We start from the raw sequence: 20,050 nt of genomic DNA on the forward strand, positions 1-20,050 counted from the left end.
GGCCCGGGTCGACGGGCCCGGGTCGACGGGGCCCCGATCGGGGGGATCGGTTCCGCCGGGCCCCCGCCCGGCGGAGACAGCGCGGTGGGCTCCGCTCGTCAGAGCAGTTCGAAGACCGCCGAGACCGTGACCTGCTCCTCGATCTCGCCGGGGGCCAGCGGAACGCTCGGCTCCTCGGCGGCGAGGGCCTGGGCCGCCCCGCCGGGGCCGGGGCGCACGGATTCGCCCTCGCTCAGCGAGATCAGCCGGCCGAGCCGGTGACCGCTGAGCCGCGCGTGCTGCGCCGCCTTGTCGTACGCGTCACGGAAGGCGGCCTCCCGCGCCCTGGTCCGCAGCGCCGACGGGTCGGCCACGTCGAACACGACGCCGTTGATCCGGCCCGCGTCCCGGGTGGTGTCGTTGACGGCGCCGACGACCTGCCCGGTCCTGTCGATGTCGCGGACCTTCACGGAGAAGGCCTGACCGGCCTGGTAGCCGGTCACCCGGCTCTCCCCCTCGGCGCTCTGGGTGTAGACCGGGGCCAGCGAGAGGCTGTCGGTGCGGATGTCCCGCTCGGCGATCCCCTGCTGGTGGAGCACCACGAGGAGGGTCTCGGCCGCGGTCTTCTGCGCCGCCATCGCCTCCTTCGCCGTCGCCCGGCTGGCCTCGACCCCGATGGACAGGATCGCCAGGTCGGGCGCGGCGGCCGCGCGCCCGTGCCCGGCGACGGTGACCGTGGCGGCCTCGGCCGCCGGGGCGGCGGCGGAGAGGGCCGTCCTGCCGGGTGCGGCGGCCAGGGCGGGGGCGGCGGTGCCGGCGAGGAGGCCGCCGAGCACGGCGGTGGCGGCGAGCAGACGGATGGTGCGGGCGGCGCGTGGCCGGCGGGTCGTCACAGGCGGTCCCTTCGGGTGTGGGTGCCGGGGCTCCGGCGGGCACATCCCAGCACCCGGCGCCGCCGCACCCGGTACGCCACTCCTGACCGGCGTCCCCCTTCCCCTGTCCGTACCAGCCGGGTACCGCTACCGGGGCACACGGCTCAGGTCTGGACGAGTGGCCCGTACGCCTCGGGGCGCAGGCCGAAGGTCCAGGCGACGCCCTCCCGCGCGGTCCGGGTGGTGGGCGGCACCCGGAGCCAGTACGTGCGGTGGGTGCCGTCCGGTTCGGGCGTGGAGTTGACGACCTCGACGGTCACCACGTCCTCGTCGTCGGCCAGTTCGATCCGCCACAGGACGCCCGTCTCGTCGCGGTGCTCGTGCCGGGCCCCGGAGGCGGCGAGATAGCGGTCGTAGCCGTGGTGCTCCAGCATCACGCGCCGCAGTTCGGCGTTCTCCTCCGCGCGTATCCGCTCGGGGGTGAGGTCCGCGAGGCCGGCCAGGAAGGCGGCGGAGACCGTCATGCCCCGCCAGGCGTGGAGGGCGAACCCGTCGGGGTAGGCGAGCGCCGGACCGTCGCCGCGGTCGAGGCGCCCGGCCTCGTCGCGGTGGAGTTCGACGGGCCGCTCGCAGACCACGGCGACGTTCTCGTACGGCCACCACCAGCCCGCGTGCGCGGCGACGGCGGCGAGTCCCGCGAGGCGCTCGCCGTGCCCGTCGAAGGCGGCGAGCCAGGCGGCGTCGTGCTGGCCGAGGACGGCGTCGAGCAGGACGAGGCGGACGTCGCCCGGTCCGCCGTCCGTCTCCGCCCTCCCGTGCGCCTTCTCGTACGTCTTCTCGTGCGCCTCCGTCACCGCGGCCCGTATCCGGTCGGCGAGGGCCCGGTTGAGGTCCCAGAGCACCGCCCCCGTCGACTGCCAGTGCGCCGCCCAGCCCGCCGGGCCGAGCGCGTCGTGGAGCCGGCGGCGCTCCTCGGCCCACGGCCGGGTGCGCACCTCCTCCCGTACCGGCCGGCCCCGGTCCGCCAGGCCGTCCAGGAGCGCGACGGCGGCGAGCGGCGAGGCCGCCCAGAGGACGCGCTCCGGCTCGCCGAGGCCGGCCGTGCGGTAGGCGAGCCGGACGCCGGCCTCGGCGGCGGCGCGGTCGGCGGGCCCGGTGGCCGCGGCGACGGCCCGCCACTTGTCCCGTGCGGTGGTGCTGTTCATGTCGGTGTCCCCCGAAGTCCCTCTGGTGCGTCGGCTTGTCGATTCGTCGGCCCGTCGGCCCGTCAGTCCGCGACGAGCCGGTACGCGCCGGGCACGTACTCCCGCTGGCGCACCACCCGGTACCAGCCCTTCGGCAGCGGTATCGGCGCGTGCTCCTCGTGCACCACCCGGCCGCCCTCGGGCAGGTGGAGCAGGAAGGGGCCGTGGGGCCCCGGCTCCCGCACGAGCCGGCCGGGGCCGGGGATCGCGTGGGCGTGCCCGGTGACCTCGCCGGAGGCGAGGACGAGACGGCCCCGGGCGTCCCTCGGCTCCCCCGCCGCCGTCCTGGCGCGCTCCGGAACGGCCGTCTCGTCGACGGACACGATCAGCACGTCTCCCTGCCGGTACATGGCTGTCCCCTCCCCGTCCGGCGCGGTCGGCCGGACACGAGAACGACGCTAGGGGGCGGCACTGACAATCGGCCCCGGCCCGGATCCACGGGCCCCGGTCCCGTCCCCGTACGGCACCCGGCCGGGACGCGCACGGACCCGACCCGGACCCGTACCGCACCCGGCGCGGGTCCTGTCGGTGCCGCTTGGTAGAACTCAGGGGTTCAGCGACCCACGCCGTCCGTCCCCTGGAGCACCGTCATGACCATCGGCCACCACCTGCGGGAGTTCCACGGCCTTCCCGTCTTCGACTTCCCGGACGCGGCCGCGCCGGTCGAGCCGCCCGACGCGGCCGGGGTCGCCTGGCGGATCTCCGCGCCGACGTACTCCGACCCCGGGGACGAGGACTGGGGCACCCGCTTCGAGCGGTTCCTGAAGGCGGTCGACGCCCCGCGGGTGCGCGCGCTCGTCGTCGGCGGCTGGGACGAGCCGTACGAGACCTCGTCCGCCGGCATCGTCACCGCCCTGATGGGCGCCAACAACCGGCTCACCGGCCTGGAGGCGCTCTTCCTCGGCGACATGACCTTCGAGGACTGCGAGATCTCGTGGATCGTCCAGTCCGACGTGACGCCCCTGCTCGCGGCCTATCCGGCGCTGCGCGAGCTGGGCGTGCGCGGCGGCACGGGCCTGGTCTTCCCGCCGGTCCGGCACACCGCCCTGGAGGCCCTGACGGTGGAGACGGGCGGCCTCGGCGCCGAGGTCGTGCGCGGGATCGTCGGCAGCGACCTGCCCGCCCTGGAGAACCTGGAACTCTGGCTCGGCACCGACGAGTACGGCGGTGACAGCACCCCCGAGGACCTCGCGCCGCTGCTCGCCGGCACGGCCTTCCCCGCCCTGCGCCGCCTGGGCCTGCGCAACAGCGTGATCGAGGACGCGATCGCCGCCGCCGTGGCGGGCGCGCCCGTCGTCGCCCGGATCGAGCGGCTCGACCTGTCCATGGGCGTGCTCACCGACGAGGGCGCGAGGGCCCTGCTCGACGGGCAGCCCCTGACCCACCTGTCGCACCTCGACCTCTCGCACCACTACCTCTCGGAGCCGATGCGGGAGCGGCTGCGGGCCGCGCTCGTGCCGCACGGCGTGACCGTGGTCCTGGACGACGCCCAGGCGGGAGAGGACGACGGCGACGGCGAGGTCCACCGGTACGTCGCGGTCGCCGAATGACCTCCGGCCCGCGCCCCGTGGTCGTCGGCGTTCCGGCGGGCCGCCGCGTCGCGTTCTTCCAGGACGCGCTGCGGTCCGCCGGGCTGCCCGGGGCGCGGGTCGTGTCCTGGCCGGACGTGCTGCGGGGCCGGGCCCGGTTCGCGGCGGGCGAGACCGTGCGCCTGGACTCGCCCGGCGAGGACCCGGAGTCCGACCGGCTGCTGCGCGGGGCCGGCGACCCGGCCCGGGTCGAGGGCACCGGCCGCTGGTACGAGCGGTTCACCGCCGCCGTGGCGGACCTCGGCCGGAGCGTCGGGGAGGCGGGGGCCGCCCTCGTCGACGATCCCGCCGAGCTCCCGGTCCTGTTCGACAAGCGGCTGAGCCACGGCCGGCTGCGGGCGGCCGGCGTGCCGGTGCCCGAGTCGCCGACCTCCGGCGCCTCCGCGCCGGCCGTGCGCGGCTGGGCGGACGTCCGGGCGGTGACGGCCGGGGCGGGGATGCGCCGGGTGTTCGTGAAGCTCGCGCACGGCTCCTCCGCCTCGGGGGTGCTCGCGGTGGAGACGAACGGCGCGGGCCGGGTCCGGGCCACCACCTCGGTGGAGCGCGATCCGGCCGGACGGCTCTTCAACTCCCTGCGGGTGCGGCGCTACACGAGCGAGCGCGAGGTCGCCGCGATCGTGGACGCCCTGGCCCCCGACGGCCTGCACGTCGAGCGGTGGCTGCCGAAGGCCGACCAGGACGGGCGGGCCGCCGACCTGCGGGTGGTGGTGATCGACGGGCGGGCCACCCACGCGGTGCTCCGCACCAGCCGCTCCCCCATGACCAATCTGCACCTGGGCGGGGCCCGGGGCGACCTGGACGCGGCCCGGGCCGCGATCGCCGCCGCCGGCGCGCGGTGGACGGACGCGCTGGAGGTGTGCGAGCGGGCCGCCGCCGCGTTCCCCGGCACCCGGTGCGTGGGCGTCGACCTGCTGCCCGCGTCCGGATGGCGCCGCTTCTCCGTGGGCGAGGTCAACGCCTTCGGCGATCTGCTGCCCCGGCTCACGGGCCTGCCCGGCAGCGGGGCCGAGGGCCTCGACACCTACGCGGCCCAGGTGGCCGCGCAGTTCCCCCGTACCGCGGGCGCCCACCGGAGCACAGGCCCCGCACCCACCGCCCGCCTCACAGGCACCACCCGCACCACAGGAACGAGCACCGCGTGAACCGGACCGACATGAACGCGATCGTCGGCAGCCACGACCTGCTCCTGGTCACCCTCGACACGCTCCGGTACGACGTGGCCGCCGAGCTGGCGGCCGAGGGCCGCATCCCGAACCTGGCCCGTCACCTGCCCGGCGGCGCCTGGGAGCGGCGGCACGCGCCGGGGAGCTTCACCTACGCCTCCCACCAGGCGATCTTCGCCGGCTTCCTGCCGACCCCGGCCGCCCAGGGGCCCCATCCCCGGCTGTTCGCGGCCCGGTTCGCGGGGAGCGAGTCGACGGCCGACGGCACCTGGGTCCACGACACCCCCGACTTCGTCTCCGGCCTCGCGCGCGAGGGCTACCGGACGGTCTGCGTCGGCGGGGTGGGATTCTTCAACAAGCGGCCGCCGCTCGGCTCCGTGCTCCCCGGGCTCTTCCGGGAGAGCCACTGGGAGCCCTCCTTCGGCGTCGCGTCCCCGACCTCGTTCGAGTCCCAGGTCGCTTGCGCCGAGGAGGTCGTGGCCGGACTCCCCGACGAGGAGCGGCTCTTCCTCTTCGTCAACGTCTCCGCGCTGCACCAGCCCAACTGGTTCCACCTGCCGGGGGCGACCCGCGGGGCGGGCGACTCCCGGGAGACGCACGCGGCGGCCCTGGAGTACGTCGACCGGCACATCGGGCGGCTCTTCGCCGCCGTGAGCTCCCGGCGCCCCTGTTTCGCGATCGTCTGCTCCGACCACGGCACCGCGTACGGGGAGGACGGCTTCACCGGTCACCGGCTCGGCCACGAGGTCGTGTGGACGGTGCCGTACGCGCAGTTCGTCCTGCCGGGACCCGACGGGGAGGCCGCCGCGTGAGCACCACCGACCACGCCCCGGGAGGCCACCGCGTGAGCGCCCGCACCCCCGCCCCCCGCCCGTACCGCAGCTACGTCTACGCCTATCCGCACAAGACGGCGTACCGGGAGCTGACCGATCCCCCGGAGCTCGCCGCGCTCTGGGCCGGGGAGCCGAAGGACGCGCTCTCGCTCTACGCGCACGTGCCGTTCTGCGAGGTCCGCTGCGGCTTCTGCAACCTCTTCACCCGGATCGGCGCCCCCGGCGAGCTGACCACCCGCTACCTGGACGCCCTCGACCGGCAGGCGACCGCCGTGCGCGAGGCCCTCGGGGACGGGGAGCCGGTGCGGTTCGCCACGGCCGCGTTCGGCGGCGGCACGCCCACCTTCCTGACCGCCGCCGAGCTGGAGCGGCTCTGCGACATCGCGGAGAAGCGCATGGGGGCGGACCTGCGGGCGGTGCCGCTGTCCGTGGAGACCTCGCCCGCGACCGCGACCGCCGACCGGCTCGCGGTGCTCGCGGAGCGGGGCGCGACCCGGCTCAGCATCGGGGTGCAGAGCTTCGTGGAGGCCGAGGCGAGGGCGGCGGTCCGGCCGCAGCGCCGCGCGGACGTCGAGGCGGCGCTCGGCCGGATCCGGGACACCGGCGTCCCCGTGCTCAACATCGACCTGATCTACGGGATCGACGGGCAGACCGAGGAGTCCTGGCGCCGCTCCCTGGACGCGGCCCTGGCCTGGCGTCCGGAGGAGCTGTACCTGTACCCGCTGTACGTCCGGCCGCTGACCGGTCTGGGCCGGACGCCCCCCGAGGACGACCGGGAGTGGGACGGGCGGCGGCTGCGGCTCTACCGCCACGGCCGGGACCACCTCCTGTCCCGCGGCTACGAGCAGGTGTCGATGCGGATGTTCCGGCGGCGGGACGCGGCGCCGCTCGGTCCGGACGACCACGCGTGCCAGACGGACGGGATGATCGGGCTGGGCTGCGGGGCCCGTTCGTACACCTCGGCCCTGCACTACTCCTTCGACTACGCCGTCGACATGCGGGAGATCCGCTCGATCATCGACGCCTACACGGAGACCGGCGACTTCTCGCGCGCCCGGGTGGGCCGGTGGGTGGACGCCGGGGAGGCCCGGCGGCGCCATCTGCTCCAGTCGCTGCTCCAGGCGGAGGGGATGCCGGTCGCCGGGTACGAGGAGCGGTTCGGGTCCTCGCCGTTCGCGGACTTCCCCGGCGAGCTGGGCCGGTTCGAGGCGCTCGGCTGGCTGGACGGGGAGGCCCCGGAGGGACTGCTGAGGCTCTCGCCGGAGGGGCTCGCGCACTCGGACGGCCTCGGTCCGGAGCTGTTCTCCCCCGGGGTGCGGGCCGCGATGGCCGCGTACGAGCCGAAGTAGGGGGCGGCCGTGGACCTGACGCTGCTCTACCGGGGGCCGCTCTCCTCCTGCGACTACGACTGTCCGTACTGCCCCTTCGCCAAGCGGCGGGACAGCCGCGAGCAGTTGCGCGCGGACCGGGCGGCGCTCGAACGGTTCACCGGGTGGGCCGCCGCGCAGACCGGGGACCGGCTGCGGATCCTGTTCACGCCGTGGGGCGAGGGCCTGGTGCGCTCCTGGTACCGGCGGGCGCTCGTCGAGCTGTCGCGGCTGCCGCACGTCGAGCGGGTGGCCATCCAGACCAATCTGAGCTGCCGGACCGACTGGCTGGCGGAGGCGGACCCGGAGGGCGTGGCGCTCTGGTGCACGTACCACCCGGGGCAGACGCCGTACGGGCGCTTCCTCGCCAAGTGCCACGACCTGGCGGAGCGGGGGGTGCGGTTCAGCGTGGGCGTGGTGGGGCTCCCGGAGCACCGGGAGCACGCGCGGCGGCTGCGGGACGCGCTGCCGCCGCACGTGTACCTGTGGGTGAACGCGGCCGAGGGGCACGCGTACACCGACGAGGAGGCCGACGGGTGGACGGAGCTCGACCCGCTCTTCCCGTACAGCCGGCATCCGCACCGCTCGGCGGGGCTGCCCTGCCGCACCGGCGAGTCGGTGATCTCGGTGGACGGCGGGGGGACGGTGCGGCGCTGCCACTTCGTCAAGGCCGAACTGGGGAACCTGTACGACGGTTCGTACCGCGCCGCCCTGCGTCCCCGCGCCTGCCCCCTCGCCGTCTGCGACTGCCACATCGGCTACGTCCACCTGGAGACGCTGCCGCTGTACGACGTGTTCGCCGGCGGGGTCCTGGAGCGGATCCCCGCCGCGCCGCCCGCTACAGGGGCATGAGGTCGCCGAGGGGCATCAGGTCGGGGCGCTTGGCCTCGACGTGGTCCCCGGAGCTCTCGCCGCGCAGCCGTCGCCCGATCCAGGGCACGAGGTACTCCCGCGCCCACTGGATGTTGTCCCGGCGCACTTCGAGGGAGCCGCGCGGCGGCACCGGCGGCCACACCTGGTCGGGGTCGGCGGGCACCGGCAGGCCGAGGACCTGGGCGGCGCGCAGGGCGACCCGGGTGTGCCCCTCGGGCGAGAGGTGCAGCCGGTCGCCGTCCCAGGCCCGCCGGTCCTGCACGGACTTCAGGGACCAGAGGTCGAGGACCGGGCAGCCGTGCCGGTCCGCGATCGCCCGGACGTGCGCGGTGTAGGTGGCGATCTTGCCGCGCAGGTGCCGGAGCACGGGGACGTCGCGGGTGTCGAAACCGGTGGTGACCATGACGGTCCCGACGGCGGAGGTCAGGTCGGCGACGGCGCGCTCGAAGCGCTCGGCCACGTCGTCCGGATCGGTGCCGGGGCGGATGATGTCGTTGCCGCCCGCGCAGAAGGTCACCAGGTCGGGGGCGAGTTCCTTCGCCCGGGGGACCTGTTCCGCCACGATCTGGTCGAGGAGGCGCCCGCGTACGGCCAGGTTGGCGTAGCGGAAGGCGTCGTGCTCCGGCAGCTGGTCGGCGAGCAGGACCGCGAAGCGGTCCGCCCAGCCGACGTACGTCCCGTCGGGGCCGGGGTCTCCGACGCCCTCGGTGAAGCTGTCACCGATCGCCGCGTACGACCCGAATGCGTTCTTGTCTCTTGATCTCGAATCGTCTGCCACGGGGGCACATCCTTCCCTTTCGCGTGTGACCTACGCGACCGTAAGGAGGGGTTGACGACGGGTGACATATGCCACCGATAAAGATTCGCCCAAGTCGGAATAGGCCGACGGCCCGGCACGGGTGTGCCGGGCCGTCGGAAAGGGTCTCCCCTTCGGTGCGTCAGACGGAGACGCCGTGCTGGCGCAGGTAGGCCAGCGGGTCGACGTCCGAGCCGTAGTTCGGCGTGGTGCGGATCTCGAAGTGCAGGTGCGGGCCGGTGGAGTTGCCGGTGGAACCGGAGAGGCCGATCTGCTGCCCGCCGCTGACGCTCTGCCCGGCCGAGACCGAGAGGGAGGAGAGGTGGGCGTACTGCGAGTAGTTGCCGTCCGCGTGCTGGATGACGACCTCGTTGCCGTACGAGCCGCTCCAGCCGGCGGAGACGACCGTGCCGGCGCCGACGGCGCGGACGGTGGTGCCGGAGGAGGCGATGAAGTCGACGCCGGTGTGGTAGCCGGAGGACCACATGGAGCCGGAGGCGCGGTACGGGGTGGAGAAGCCGCCGGTGACGGGGGCGACCCAGCCGGACGAGGAGGCGGTGGAGCCGGTGGAGGACGAGGAGCCGGTGGAGCTCTCCTCGGCCTTCGGGGCGGCGGCGGCCGGGGCGGCGGCGCGGCGGCTCTCGCGGGAGGCGCGGGGGGCGTCGTCGCCGTTCTTGCCGGCCTCCTGGGCACCGGTGGTGCTCTTCGGGCCGGCGGGGGCGGAGCCCTTGGCGCCGATGGTGAGCTTCATGCCGGGCAGGATGAGGGAGGGGTCCGCGCCGATGGTCCGGCGGTTGTCCTCGTACACCTTCTGCCAGCCGCCCGCGAGGTGGTGGTCGGCGGCGATCTTCGACAGGTAGTCGCCGGAGACGACGGAGTAGGTCCGGGGACCGGTCTGCGCGGCGGCCTTCGCGGGGGCGGCCTTCGCCGCGACGGCGTGCGCGGTGACGGCGGACTGGACGGAGGCGGCGGCCGGGGCGGTCTGCTCGGCGGCGTGGGCCCCCGTGGCGCCGAGGAGCGGGAGGGCGACGACGGCGCCTCCCGTACCGGCGGCGGCGAATCCGCGGGTGAGGGGGTTGCTCTTGGGACGGCGGTGCTTACCCTTCGCGGGCATGGCGAATTCCTCTCCGGCGCCTGCGAGGTGAGCTGTCGGGTTCGGACTGGAGATGCCCGGCCGCGCTCTCACGCGGCTTCACCCCGAGCCGTCCTGCATCGCGGGACCGGCGTACTTCCTGGGTCCCCCGCTCCTGCCACGCATGGGATGGGTGGAATTCCGGGCGGTGGCAGGATTAGGCGGTCCGTCCGGATTGACGGTGACGCTAGACGAGCGGGGTCGGCGCGAACAAGCCGCTGTTTTGTCCCGGGATTCCGCCCTAGATCGTTCCTCCGGGATTCCGGTCACCCTCCGTGGATGACGGTCCTTCGACTTCCTTTTCCCGTAAGGAAATTGCGCCGGAGGTCCGGCCACGATCCGTCACTTCTATGACGCTGCTCACGCGCCGGAACCCATCTCGCCCGTAAACAGGGCGTGTTATATCCAATGACCCAATTCGGACAGATCACCCATTCCCGTCTGAGGGGGTGCGCCGCGTCCCTCCCGTCTGGATGATTGCCCCAGGAACCGATTTCTCGTCGGGCACCCGAACGCCGACTCCCCAGGAGCATCCGTGACGCAGCAGCTGCCGCAGGTCCCGCCCATCGAAGCCGCCGAGCCCGAGCTGACGGAGGTCCGCAACTTCCGGGACGTGGGCGGCCTGCCGACGACGGACGGGCTGGCGGTCCGCCCCGGCCGTCTCTTCCGCAGCGGCCACCTCGCCCACGCGACCGAGAGCGACGCCGCCTTCCTCGCCACCCTCGGGCTGCACACGGTCTTCGACTTCCGCAACGAGGCCGACCGGCGGATCGAGGGCCCGGACGTCGAGCTGCCCGGCGTACGGAACGTGAACATACCCCTGAACGATCCGGCCGACGGCAAGGAGTTCTGGAAGCTGGTGCGCGACGGCGAGACCGCGCAGCTGCGGGAGATCCTCGGCGCGGGCAGGGCCGCGGCCCGGATGTCCGATTCGTACCGGCGGATGGTGATCGAGCGGACCGCGGAGCACAGCCGGATCCTGCACTCCATGGCGGAGGAGAGCGTCCCGGCCCTGATGCACTGCGCGGCGGGCAAGGACCGGGCCGGGCTCGCCGTGGCGATCACGCTGCTCGCCGTCGGGGTCGAGCGGACGGCGATCGAGGCCGACTACGTGAAGTCGAACGAGCCGCACCGCCGCTACAAGGTGCGCCGCAGCTCCACCGCCCCGGACGCCATGGGGCCCGAGGTGATGGAGCTGCTGAGCCCGCTCTTCGACGCGCGGGCGGAGTACCTGCGGGCCGCCTTCGAGACGATCGAGACGACCTGGGGCTCGGCGGACGCCTACTTCAGCGGGGGGCTGAAGCTGTCCCCGGAGACCCGCGAGCGGCTGCGGGAGCGTCTGGTCACCGGGGCGTAGACAGCCGGGCAGCCTACTTGGCGCCCATCGCGAAGAGCAGGTAGAGGAAGCCGGCGAAGAGGTGACCGGCGATCAGGTAGGCGAAGAGGCGGAGCACCAGGCCCTTGGGGAACTTGCCTTCCCCGCGCTCCTCGCCGGTGACGGGTGCGGACTTCTCGGACATGTCGGTCCTTTCCTGAAAAACCATCACAGGGGAATCGTTGCGGCGGTCAGCCCCGGTGCAGAGCCCCGTCGCCGAGGCACAGCTCGGCGACGGGGCTCTGCAGCAGGGTGTGGACGAAGAGCAGCTCGGCCCCGCCGGGGGTGGCGGCGCCGATCCGGTGCGGGGTGAGCGAGTCGAAGTGCGCGCCGTCCCCGGGGTCGAGGACGTGGACCGCCTCGCCGAGCGCCAGCCGCACCCGGCCCTCAAGGACGTGGATCCACTCCTCGCCGGGGTGGACGCGCACGATGTCGGCCCGGGTGGCGTACGGCACGTGGACCCGCAGGCACTGGAGGGCGCGCCCGGCGCCGCCCGCCTGGCGGTAGATCCAGCCGTCGGCCTCGACGGGTTCGGAGCGGTCGGCCCGGACGACGGGGTCGCGCTCGGGGGGCGCCTCTCCCAGGAGCTCGGAGACCGTCGTACCGTAGGTGCGGGACAGGGCGAGCAGCATCGGCAGCGAGGGCTGCCGGTTCCCCGTCTCCAGACGGGAGAGGTGGGCCGGCGAGAGGGCGGCCCGCTGGGCGGCGGCCTCCAGGGTGAGCCCCCGGCGGCGGCGCAGGGCCCGCAGCCGCGGGGCGACGTCGGGCAGGACGCCGGAGGGGGCGGGGTCCGGGGAGGTGTCCCCGGGGACGTGGTCCATGCCCCCATTCCGCCAGGATCGTGCCTCCGAGGCAAGTTTCTTGCCTCGGAGGCAAAACCCGGAGGGCTCCTCGCGCGCCCGATGCTCTTCATGCGCCGGAGGCCCCTCGCAAGCCCGAGGCTCCTCATGCGCCCGAGGGCCCTCGTACGCCCGAGGGCCCCGCCGCGTCAGCGCTGCGCGACCGCCTGCCTGACCAGGGTCTTCCCGAAGTCCCACATCAGCCCGCCCCCGCCGTGGGCCTCGTCCATGACCGCCGTGAAGGCGGTGACGAACCGGTCCACGTCCGCCTCGTCGACGACGAGGGGCGGGATCAGCTTGATCACCTCCAGGTGGTCCCCGGAGACCTGGGTGAGGATCCTGTGCCGCTGGAGCAGCGGGACGACGACCATCTGGGCGAAGAGGCCCTTGCGGGCCGCCTGGAGCATCGTCCAGCGGCCGCGCAGGCCGAGCGAGGACGGCCGGCCGAACTCGATGCCGATCATCAGACCGCGCCCGCGGATCTCGTGGAGCAGCTCGTACCGGGGCACCAGCTCCTTCAGGCGGCCGGAGAGCAGGTCGCCGATCCGGCGCGCGCGGGCGACCGTGCCCTCGTCCTCCATCACGGAGAGGACGGCGAGCCCGGCCGCCATGGCCTGCGCGTTCGATCCGAAGCTCGCGGAGTGGACCAGGACCCGGTCCATCGACGAGTAGACCTTCTTGAAGATCCAGTCCTTGCCGAGGGTGGCGCCGACCGGCACGTAGCCGCCGGAGAGCGCCTTCGCGACGCAGACCAGGTCCGGCTCGACGCCCTCCTCGTGCTGGTACGCGTAGAAGTCGCCGGTCCTGCCGAGGCCGGTCTGCACCTCGTCCGCGATCAGCAGGGCGCCGTGCCGGTGCAGCAGCTCCTGGGCCCCGCGCAGGAAGCCGGGCGGGGCCGCGTGGACGCCCTTGCCCTGGACCGGCTCCACGACGAAGCCGGCCACGTCCCCCTTGCGCAGCTCCCGCTCCAGGGCGTCGAGGTCGCCGAGGGCGATCGCGGTGTCCGGCAGGAGCGGGGCGAAGCCGTCCCGGAAGCCCCGCTCGCCGTTGACGGAGAGGGAGCCGGTGGTGAGCCCGTGGAAGGCGTGGTCGCAGTAGACGATCCTGGGCCGCCCGGTGGCGTACCGGGCGAACTTGAGGGCGGTCTCCACGGCCTCGGTGCCGCTGTTGCCGAAGAAGACCCGGTCCAGGTGGGGGCTGTGGGCGAGCAGCCGCTCGGCGAGGAGGCCGGGCAGCGGCTGGCAGTCGAAGCGGGTGAGGTCGGCGAGGCCGGCGTCCAGGACGTCGTGGAGGGCCTTGCGGACGACGGGGTGGTGCCGTCCGAGGCCCATCACGCCGAAGCCGGCGAGCATGTCCAGGTAGTCGTTCCCGTCGGCGTCCCAGAAGTGGGCGCCCTCGGCCCGCTCGTACACCTTGTCGAAGCCGAGGGTGTGGAGCATGCGCGGCAGCTGGGGGTTGAGGTACCGGGCGTGCAGCTCGTACCGCTCGCCGCCGCGCTCGGCGAGCAGCCCTCGCAGGTCGAACCCGCCGCCGGTCACGCGCCGCTCACCTGCTGTTCCCGGAGGCGGTCTCCCGGACCGCGCGCAGGGACTCCTTGAGGGAGCCCATGGTGGCGAGGACGGCGGTGGGCTCGTAGCCGCAGTGCGCCATGCAGTTGGCGCAGCGCGGGTCCTTGCCCCGGCCGTACTTCTCCCAGTCGGTCTCCTCGACGAGCTCGCGGTACGTGGGGACGTAGCCGTCGCTCATCAGGTAGCAGGGGCGCTGCCAGCCGAAGAGGGAGTAGTTGGGGATGGCCCAGGCCGTGCAGGGGAAGTCCGCCTTGCCCTCCAGGAAGTCCAGGAAGAGCGGCGAGTGGTTCAGGCGCCAGCGGCGCCGGTTCCCGCCGGCGAAGGCCTTCCTGAAGAGCTCCCGGGTCTGCTCGACGCCCAGGAAGTGCTCCTGGTCGGGCGCCTTCTCGTAGGCGTAGGCGGGCGAGATCATCATCTCGTCGACCTGGAGGTCGTCGTTGAGGTAGTTGAGCACCTCGATGATGGTCTGGGGGGTGTCGGTGTTGAAGAAGGTCGAGTTGGTGGTGACCCGGAAGCCGCGCCGCTTGGCCTCCTTGATCGCCGCCACCGCCTCGTCGAACACGCCCTCCTTGGCCACGGACTCGTCGTGCCGCTCGCGCAGCCCGTCGATGTGCACGGCGAAGGCGAAGTACGGGGAGGGGGTGAAGTCCTCCAGCTTCTTGCGGAGCAGCATCGCGTTGGTGCAGAGGAAGACGTACTTCCTCTTCGCCACCAACTGGCGGACGATCTCGTGGATCTGAGGGTGCATCAGGGGCTCGCCGCCCGCGATGGACACCATGGGGGCGCCGGACTCCAGGACCGCGCCGACCGCCTGGGCGACCGGCATGCGCTGCTTGAGGACACCCGCCGGGTGCTGGATCTTCCCGCAGCCCTCGCACTTGAGGTTGCAGGCGAAGAGCGGTTCGAGCTCGACGATCAGCGGGAACTTGTCACGCTTGCGGAGCTTCTGTTCGAAGAGGTAGGTCCCGACCCGGATGGACTGACGGAGCGGCATGGCCATAACTCGCTCACCTCCTGGGGAGCAGCAAAGAACGGTGCCATTCGAAGAAAGCGGGAAGGACGGCACGAAGGACGCGAAAGGCTGATATTCCCCCGCGCACCGTGCCAATACGGACCAGCTCATGTTCTGGAGCGTCCACGACCACCCGGACGGCCGCAACCGGACGCGCGCCCGGCCCCTCCCCGAAGGCTCCGGCGGCCCGTGCGGTCCGCAGGGTCGCGGCGGACTCCATGTCGACGGCGATCGCGCCGGTGCCCCGCAGCGCGGCCCGCTCGGGGCCCCGCACCACGTGGTCGGAGCCGCTCAGCGGGCCGGTGTGCACGGACCGGCCCGGCACCGCCCTGACCAGGGCCTTCACCAGGAGGTCCGTACCGGTGCACGCGGTCGTGCCGTCGGGCCCCCGGGTCTCGTCGGCGACGACCAGGTCCCCGGGGTGCATGCCCGGGGCGAGCCCCGCGCAGAACCCGGAGGCGATCACGGCCGCGTCCCACCGGTGCCGCTCCCCCAGCGCCCGGGAGACCGCCTCCCGGGCCCGCTCGGGCCCCATGCCCGTCCGCAGCACGGTGACCGGGCCGGGGGCGCCGCCCCGGTCGCCGCTGCGCAGGGCGAGCTGCTCGATGCCGAGCGCGCAGGCGATGAGCAGCGGCGGGGCGGTGGCGCCGGGGCCCGGCGCGCGGCCCATCAGCCCTCCTTGCGGGGCGACGGCTCCCCGTACGCGTAGCGGCCGAGCGCCGTGAGGGGGAAGACCTGGCGGTAGAGGTGGTAGTTGATCGAGAAGTCCCAGGGGAAGCCGGTGCCGGTGAAGTACGGCTCGTCCCACGAGCCGTCCGGGAGCTGGGTCGCGGCGAGCCAGGCGACGCCCCGCCGGACCGGCTCGGTCTCCCGCTCGCCCGCGGCGAGCAGCGCGATCAGCGCCCACGCGGTCTGGGAGGCGGTGGAGGCGCCGCGCCCGACCCACTGCTCGTCGTCGTACGAGCGGAGGTCCTCGCCCCAGCCGCCGTCCTCGTTCTGCACGGAGCCGAGCCAGCCGACGGCCCGGCGGACCGCCGGGTGGGAGGCGGGGATCCCGGCGGCGGCGAGGGCGGGGAGCACCGAGCCCGTCCCGTACACGTGGTTGACGCCCCAGCGGCCGAACCAGGCGCCGTGCGGCTCCTGTTCGGCGAGCAGCCACTCGATCCCCCGCTGGGTGCGGGGGTCCTGGGCCAGGCCCTCGTAGGCCAGCATCTCCACCACGTGGGCGGTGACGTCGGCGGAGGGCGGGTCGACGACCTCGCCGAAGTCGCAGAAGGGCAGCTTGTTGGGGAAGACGCTGGTGTTGTCGGCGTCGAAGGCCGCCCAGGCGCCGTTGCGGGACTGCATGCCGAGGGTCCAGCGCGCGCCCCGGGCGACGGCCCCCTCGACCCGGGCGGGGTCGGGGTGCCGGACCCGGCGCAGGGCGAGCAGGACCTCGGCGGTGTCGTCGATGTCGGGGTAGTTGTCGTTGTGGAACTCGAACGCCCAGCCGCCCGGCGGGAGTCCGGGCCGGCGCACCGTCCAGTCGCCGGTCCGGGTGATCTCCTCGTCCAGCATCCAGTCGACGGCCTTGACCAGGGCCGGGTGGTCGGGCGGGAGCCCGGCGTCGGCGAGGGCGATGGTGGCGAGGCAGGTGTCCCAGACGGGGGACTGGCAGGCCTCGACCATCCGGGAGCCGTCCTCGCGCCGGACGGCGAAGCGGTCGAGGGACTCCAGGCCGGCCCGCATGACGGGGTGGCCGAGGTCGTAGCCGAGGAGGTGCAGGGCGATGATCGAGTAGACGGCGGGGGGCTGGATGCCGCCCCAGCAGCCGTCGTTCTCCTGGCGCTCGACGATCCAGCGCGCGGCCAGGTCCATGGCCACCTTGCGCACCGGGCGCGGGGCCACCCGGTGGTAGAGGTGCAGTGCCTTGTCGAGCCGCTGGAAGATCCCGTCCCAGCCGGTCACCGGGGCGAGCGGACGGGGCGGGTTCGGGCGGGCCGGGTCGGTGTGCAGCTCGTCCAGGGGGAAGGGCGCGGGGCGGACCGGGCGCTTGGCGGAGACCACGGTGAGCGGCACGATCGTCTGGCGGGCCCAGCAGCCGAAGTCGTAGATGTTGAGCGGGAACCACTTGGGCAGGAAGAGCAGCTCCGGGGGCAGCTCGGGCAGGTCCTCCCAGCGCCACCAGCCGAAGAGGGCGAGCCAGATCCGGGTGAAGACCCGGGCGGCCGCGATGCCGCCGCGGGCGCGGACCCAGGCGGCGGCGCGGGCCATGTGCGGGGCCTCGGGCGGGTCCCCGGCGAGGCGCAGGGCCACATAGGCCTCGACGGTGGCGGAGACCTCGCCGGGTCCGCCGTAGAAGGTGGCCCAGGCGCCGTCCTCGCGCTGTTCGCGGCGGACGTGGAGGGCCGCGGCCCGGGTGGTGTCGGGGTCGAGGATGCCCAGGAACTGGCGGAGGAGGAGGTCCTCGGCGTCCATGGTGACGTTGGTCTCCAGGTCGCCCTTCCACCAGCCCGCCGGATCCTGGCGGGCGAGCAGGTGCTCGGCGGCGCGTGCCGCGGCCCGCGCGGCGGTCTCGTCGAGTCTTCCCGGGGAGGCGTCGGCCCCCTCCGGGAGAGCGGTGTCGGTCGTCTTGCCGGCCACGGCCGTCCGGGGGCTCACGGCCCCGGCGTTTCCGTCGGTCGTCGCTGTCATGGCTTCCCCTTCGCGCAGTCTGTTTCCTTCTGCTCCTGCGGGTCTGCCGTCGGCCGGCGCCGGGTGGCACCGGCCGGCGACCGCGAACTCATATCAGGGTGATGGTGATCATCTCTTCCGTACGACCACGAAGTCGGCCAGGGCGGTGAGCTGCGCCCGCACGCGGGCGGGCATGTCCACCTCGTCCAGGGCCGCGATCGCGACGGCGTGCTGGCGGCGGGCCTCCTGGGAGGTCCACTCCCGGCCTCCGGCCTCCTCGATCAGGGCGGCCCGGAAGGCGAACTCCTCCTCGGAGAAGGAGGCGAACTCGCTGGACTTGGCGTCCGCGGCGAGCAGCTCGCCGAGCCGCTCGGAGGCCGGGCCGCCGGCGGCGAGGGCGGCGACGACGGGCAGGGACTTCTTGCGCTGGCGCAGGTCGCTCCAGGTCTGCTTGCCGGTGGACTCCGGGTCGCCCCAGATGCCGAGCAGGTCGTCGACGGCCTGGAAGGCGAGGCCGAGGTGGTAGCCGTACTCCTCCAGCTTGTCGGCGGTCCGGTCGTCGGCCCCGCCGAGGACGGCGCCGATGGAGACGGCGCAGGCGAGGAGGGCGCCGGTCTTGTTGCCCTCCATCTCCAGGCACTCCTCGACGGTGACCCGCTCGCGGTGCTCGTAGGAGATGTCCTGGGCCTGCCCGTCGATGAGCTTGCGGGTGGCCGTGGTGAGCCGGCGGGTGGCCCGCCCGGCCTCGACGGTGCCGAGTTCGAGGAGCAGTTCGTTGGCGAGGGCGAAGAGGGCGTCGCCGACGAGGATGGCCTGCGCGGGGCCGTGCACCTTCCACACGGTGTCGCGGTGGCGGCGCTGCTCGTCGCCGTCCATCAGGTCGTCGTGGAGCAGCGAGAAGTTGTGGACGAGCTCCACGGCGACGGCGCCGGGGATCCCGACCTCGGGCGCGGCGCCCGCGGCCTCGGCCGACAGCAGGGCGAGCGCGGGGCGGACGGCCTTGCCGCCGTCGCCGTCGGCAGGGTTGCCCTGGGCGTCGATCCAGCCGAAGTGGTAGGCGGCCACGGTGTCCATGGGCGGCGCGAGGCGGTCGACGGCCGCCCGCAGTACGGGGGTGGACAGGGTCCGTCCCCGCTCCAGCAGTGCGGACACGTCCGCGGTGTCGACGGCCGGGTGTCCCGGCGGCGCTGTCGGCACGGTCTCTCCTCTTGTTCCGGTACTCACACTCATACCGCCTCCTGCAGCGGATGGTCATGGCGGCGGCCGAGGGCGGAGAGCGCCGCGCCCGCGGCGCTGAAACCACTGCGGACGGCCCCCTCCATGGTCGCGGGCCAGCCGGTGGCGGTCCAGGCTCCGGCCAGGTGGAGGCCCGGTGCCCGGGTGCGGGCGCCGGGGCGGAGCCGGCCGGTGCCCGGGGCGGGGTCGAACGTCGCCGTCCGCTCCCTGGTGACGAAGAAGTCGCGCACCCCGGCGCCGCGGGCGGCGGGCAGCAGCCGCTCCAGCTCCGGGAGGTAGCGCTCGCGCAGGACGGCGACGGGTTCGTCGATGTCGTCCTGGGCGGCGGACTGGGAGACGGCGAGGTACTGGCCGCCGCCCTTGAGGCCGGAGGCGTCGGTGCGGTCGAAGACCCACTGCACCGGGGAGCCGAGGGCGGTGAAGAAGGGCCGCTTCAGCACCTTGCGGTCGTAGACGACGTGCAGGTTGAGGATGGGGGCGGTGCCGATGTCGAGGAGCCGGTCGGGGTCGTCGAGGGCGCCCTCGGGCAGCAGGGCGTGGGTCTCGTGCTGCGGTACGGCGAGGACGACGGCGTCGGCGTCGAGCGTCTCGCCGGGCACCTCCACGGCCCAGCGGCCGTCGTCGGTGCGGGAGATCCGCTCGGCCCTGGCGCGCAGTGCGGTGCGCACCCCGGCGGCGGCGAGGGCCTTTCCGGCCAGGGTGTCGTGGAGGTCGCCGAGCGGGACGCGGGCCCAGCCGATGTCGGCGGCGCCGGGCTCGGAGAGGAGGCCGGTCTTGAAGACCATGGCGGCCAGGCCCATGGAGGCGTGCGGGGCGGTGGCGTTGAGGGTGGCGACGCCGACGAGGTCCCACAGGGCCTCCACCGCGCGCGGGGACTGTCCGTGGCGGCCGAGCCAGGTGGCGAAGTCGATGCCGTCGAGGGCCGGGTCGGCGGGGTCGAGCCGGCTCAGGGCGAGCGCGGCCCGGCCGACGCCCACGCGCTCGACGGCGCTGAGGTGGGGGTAGGTCGCCAGGCTCCGGGCGAGGTGGAACGGGACGGGCAGGTCGTCGCGGCGGATCCGGCCGAGCCGGGGGCCGCGGCGGTGGCCGACGTCGAGGACGGGCACGTCGAGGCGGTCCTGGACGGGGGCGAGGTGGGCGCCGTCGATCCGGTCGAGGAACCAGCGGTAGGCGGTGCAGCAGCGCAGGTAGACGTGCTGGCCGTTGTCGACGGTCAGCTCGCCGCGGCGGAAGGAGAAGGCGAGGCCGCCGAGCCGGGGCCGGCCTTCGAGGAGGGTGACGCGGAGGCCCGCGTCGGCGAGCCGGAGCGCGGCGGTGGTCCCGGCGAGCCCGCCGCCGACGACGACGGCGTGCGGCCGCCGGGCGTCCCGCCCGGTTGCGTCCTGGGTCACGCGGCCTCCGATCGGTCGGTCGTGCCCGGTCCCGTCGCGGACGGTTCCGGCGGTTTCGGACACGGGCCGTGCACGACGGCCGTGGTCAGGGACGCCGGAACGGCGCCGGGGGTTGCGGCGGGGGCGGCG

General features: G+C 74.3%; 19 protein-coding genes and 1 riboswitch. Of the genes, 6 read left to right on the top strand and 13 right to left on the bottom strand.

Annotated elements, in window-relative coordinates:
• Nucleotides 1–98: 98 nt before the first annotated feature.
• The 3 genes from ADL08_RS13195 to ADL08_RS13205 form a co-directional block, all read right to left on the bottom strand.
• Nucleotides 99–872 (bottom strand): SIMPL domain-containing protein, encoded by a 774-nt coding sequence (locus ADL08_RS13195; protein ID WP_053642403.1) that lies wholly within the window; start codon nt 870–872, stop codon nt 99–101.
• Between the two features lie 143 nt (nt 873–1,015).
• Nucleotides 1,016–2,056 carry a DUF6745 domain-containing protein gene (locus tag ADL08_RS13200; protein WP_053642405.1) on the bottom strand — a complete coding sequence of 347 codons (1,041 nt, stop codon included), beginning with the start codon at nt 2,054–2,056 and terminating at the stop codon, nt 1,016–1,018.
• Between the two features lie 62 nt (nt 2,057–2,118).
• On the bottom strand, nt 2,119–2,445 hold the full coding sequence (locus tag ADL08_RS13205; protein ID WP_053642407.1) for a hypothetical protein: 327 nt from the start codon (nt 2,443–2,445) through the stop codon (nt 2,119–2,121).
• 240 nt (nt 2,446–2,685) lie between these two features.
• Here ADL08_RS13205 and ADL08_RS13210 point away from each other — a divergent pair, with 240 nt between their 5' ends.
• The 5 genes from ADL08_RS13210 to ADL08_RS13230 are packed head-to-tail and all read left to right on the top strand — an operon-like array spanning nt 2,686 to nt 7,899.
• A complete protein-coding gene (locus ADL08_RS13210; protein ID WP_053642409.1) occupies nt 2,686–3,645 on the top strand; it encodes an STM4015 family protein in 960 nt (319 codons plus the stop codon).
• Nucleotides 3,642–4,826, top strand: a complete 1,185-nt coding sequence (locus ADL08_RS13215) for an STM4014 family protein (protein ID WP_053642411.1) — start codon at nt 3,642–3,644, stop codon at nt 4,824–4,826. Before ADL08_RS13210 ends, ADL08_RS13215 begins: the two co-directional genes overlap by 4 nt.
• Before the next feature lie 11 nt (nt 4,827–4,837).
• Nucleotides 4,838–5,659, top strand: a complete 822-nt coding sequence (locus tag ADL08_RS13220) for an STM4013/SEN3800 family hydrolase (RefSeq protein WP_053642546.1) — start codon at nt 4,838–4,840, stop codon at nt 5,657–5,659.
• Nucleotides 5,656–7,029: an STM4012 family radical SAM protein gene (locus ADL08_RS13225; protein WP_234352117.1), complete on the top strand. Its 1,374-nt coding sequence runs from the start codon at nt 5,656–5,658 to the stop codon at nt 7,027–7,029. The genes ADL08_RS13220 and ADL08_RS13225 overlap by 4 nt, the downstream gene beginning before the upstream one ends.
• A 9-nt stretch (nt 7,030–7,038) precedes the next feature.
• Nucleotides 7,039–7,899: an STM4011 family radical SAM protein gene (locus ADL08_RS13230; protein ID WP_053642413.1), complete on the top strand. Its 861-nt coding sequence runs from the start codon at nt 7,039–7,041 to the stop codon at nt 7,897–7,899.
• Here the strand turns inward: ADL08_RS13230 and ADL08_RS13235 are convergent.
• On the bottom strand, nt 7,886–8,698 hold the full coding sequence (locus ADL08_RS13235) for an SGNH/GDSL hydrolase family protein (protein WP_053642421.1): 813 nt from the start codon (nt 8,696–8,698) through the stop codon (nt 7,886–7,888). The two genes, ADL08_RS13230 and ADL08_RS13235, sit on opposite strands and share 14 nt — an antisense overlap.
• A gap of 160 nt (nt 8,699–8,858) precedes the next feature.
• Nucleotides 8,859–9,830: a M23 family metallopeptidase gene (locus ADL08_RS13240; protein ID WP_053642423.1), complete on the bottom strand. Its 972-nt coding sequence runs from the start codon at nt 9,828–9,830 to the stop codon at nt 8,859–8,861.
• Between the two features lie 4 nt (nt 9,831–9,834).
• Nucleotides 9,835–9,994: riboswitch (cyclic di-AMP (ydaO/yuaA leader) on the bottom strand.
• 389 nt (nt 9,995–10,383) lie between these two features.
• Between ADL08_RS13240 and ADL08_RS13245 the strand changes: the two genes are divergently transcribed.
• On the top strand, nt 10,384–11,205 hold the full coding sequence (locus ADL08_RS13245; RefSeq protein ID WP_053642425.1) for a tyrosine-protein phosphatase: 822 nt from the start codon (nt 10,384–10,386) through the stop codon (nt 11,203–11,205).
• A gap of 13 nt (nt 11,206–11,218) precedes the next feature.
• Here ADL08_RS13245 and ADL08_RS37605 read toward each other — a convergent pair whose 3' ends face one another.
• The 8 genes from ADL08_RS37605 to hpnE form a co-directional block, all read right to left on the bottom strand.
• Complete coding sequence (locus ADL08_RS37605; RefSeq protein ID WP_163013793.1) at nt 11,219–11,368, bottom strand: DUF6126 family protein; 150 nt, start codon at nt 11,366–11,368, stop codon at nt 11,219–11,221.
• Between the two features lie 46 nt (nt 11,369–11,414).
• Nucleotides 11,415–12,044 carry a helix-turn-helix domain-containing protein gene (locus ADL08_RS13250; RefSeq protein ID WP_053642427.1) on the bottom strand — a complete coding sequence of 210 codons (630 nt, stop codon included), beginning with the start codon at nt 12,042–12,044 and terminating at the stop codon, nt 11,415–11,417.
• A gap of 167 nt (nt 12,045–12,211) precedes the next feature.
• A complete protein-coding gene (locus tag ADL08_RS13255; RefSeq protein ID WP_053642429.1) occupies nt 12,212–13,600 on the bottom strand; it encodes an aspartate aminotransferase family protein in 1,389 nt (462 codons plus the stop codon).
• A 7-nt stretch (nt 13,601–13,607) separates the two neighbouring features.
• The gene (gene hpnH / locus ADL08_RS13260) at nt 13,608–14,630 is read right to left on the bottom strand and encodes an adenosyl-hopene transferase HpnH (RefSeq protein WP_053642431.1); all 1,023 of its coding nucleotides are present in this window, start codon (nt 14,628–14,630) and stop codon (nt 13,608–13,610) included.
• Nucleotides 14,631–14,637: 7 nt separating this feature from the next.
• Nucleotides 14,638–15,312, bottom strand: coding sequence for a 1-hydroxy-2-methyl-2-butenyl 4-diphosphate reductase (locus tag ADL08_RS13265; protein ID WP_053642433.1), 675 nt, complete (start codon nt 15,310–15,312; stop codon nt 14,638–14,640).
• Nucleotides 15,312–17,315 (bottom strand): squalene--hopene cyclase, encoded by a 2,004-nt coding sequence (gene shc / locus ADL08_RS13270; RefSeq protein ID WP_053642435.1) that lies wholly within the window; start codon nt 17,313–17,315, stop codon nt 15,312–15,314. The genes ADL08_RS13265 and shc overlap by 1 nt, the downstream gene beginning before the upstream one ends.
• A gap of 108 nt (nt 17,316–17,423) precedes the next feature.
• A complete protein-coding gene (locus tag ADL08_RS13275; RefSeq protein ID WP_078968136.1) occupies nt 17,424–18,524 on the bottom strand; it encodes a polyprenyl synthetase family protein in 1,101 nt (366 codons plus the stop codon).
• Entirely contained in the window at nt 18,521–19,921 is a 1,401-nt protein-coding gene (hpnE, locus tag ADL08_RS13280) for a hydroxysqualene dehydroxylase HpnE (protein WP_053642439.1), read from the bottom strand. The genes ADL08_RS13275 and hpnE overlap by 4 nt, the downstream gene beginning before the upstream one ends.
• Between the last annotated feature and the right edge of the window lie 129 nt (nt 19,922–20,050).

Source organism: Streptomyces sp. NRRL F-6492, assembly GCF_001280125.1.
Lineage (GTDB): Bacteria > Actinomycetota > Actinomycetes > Streptomycetales > Streptomycetaceae > Streptomyces.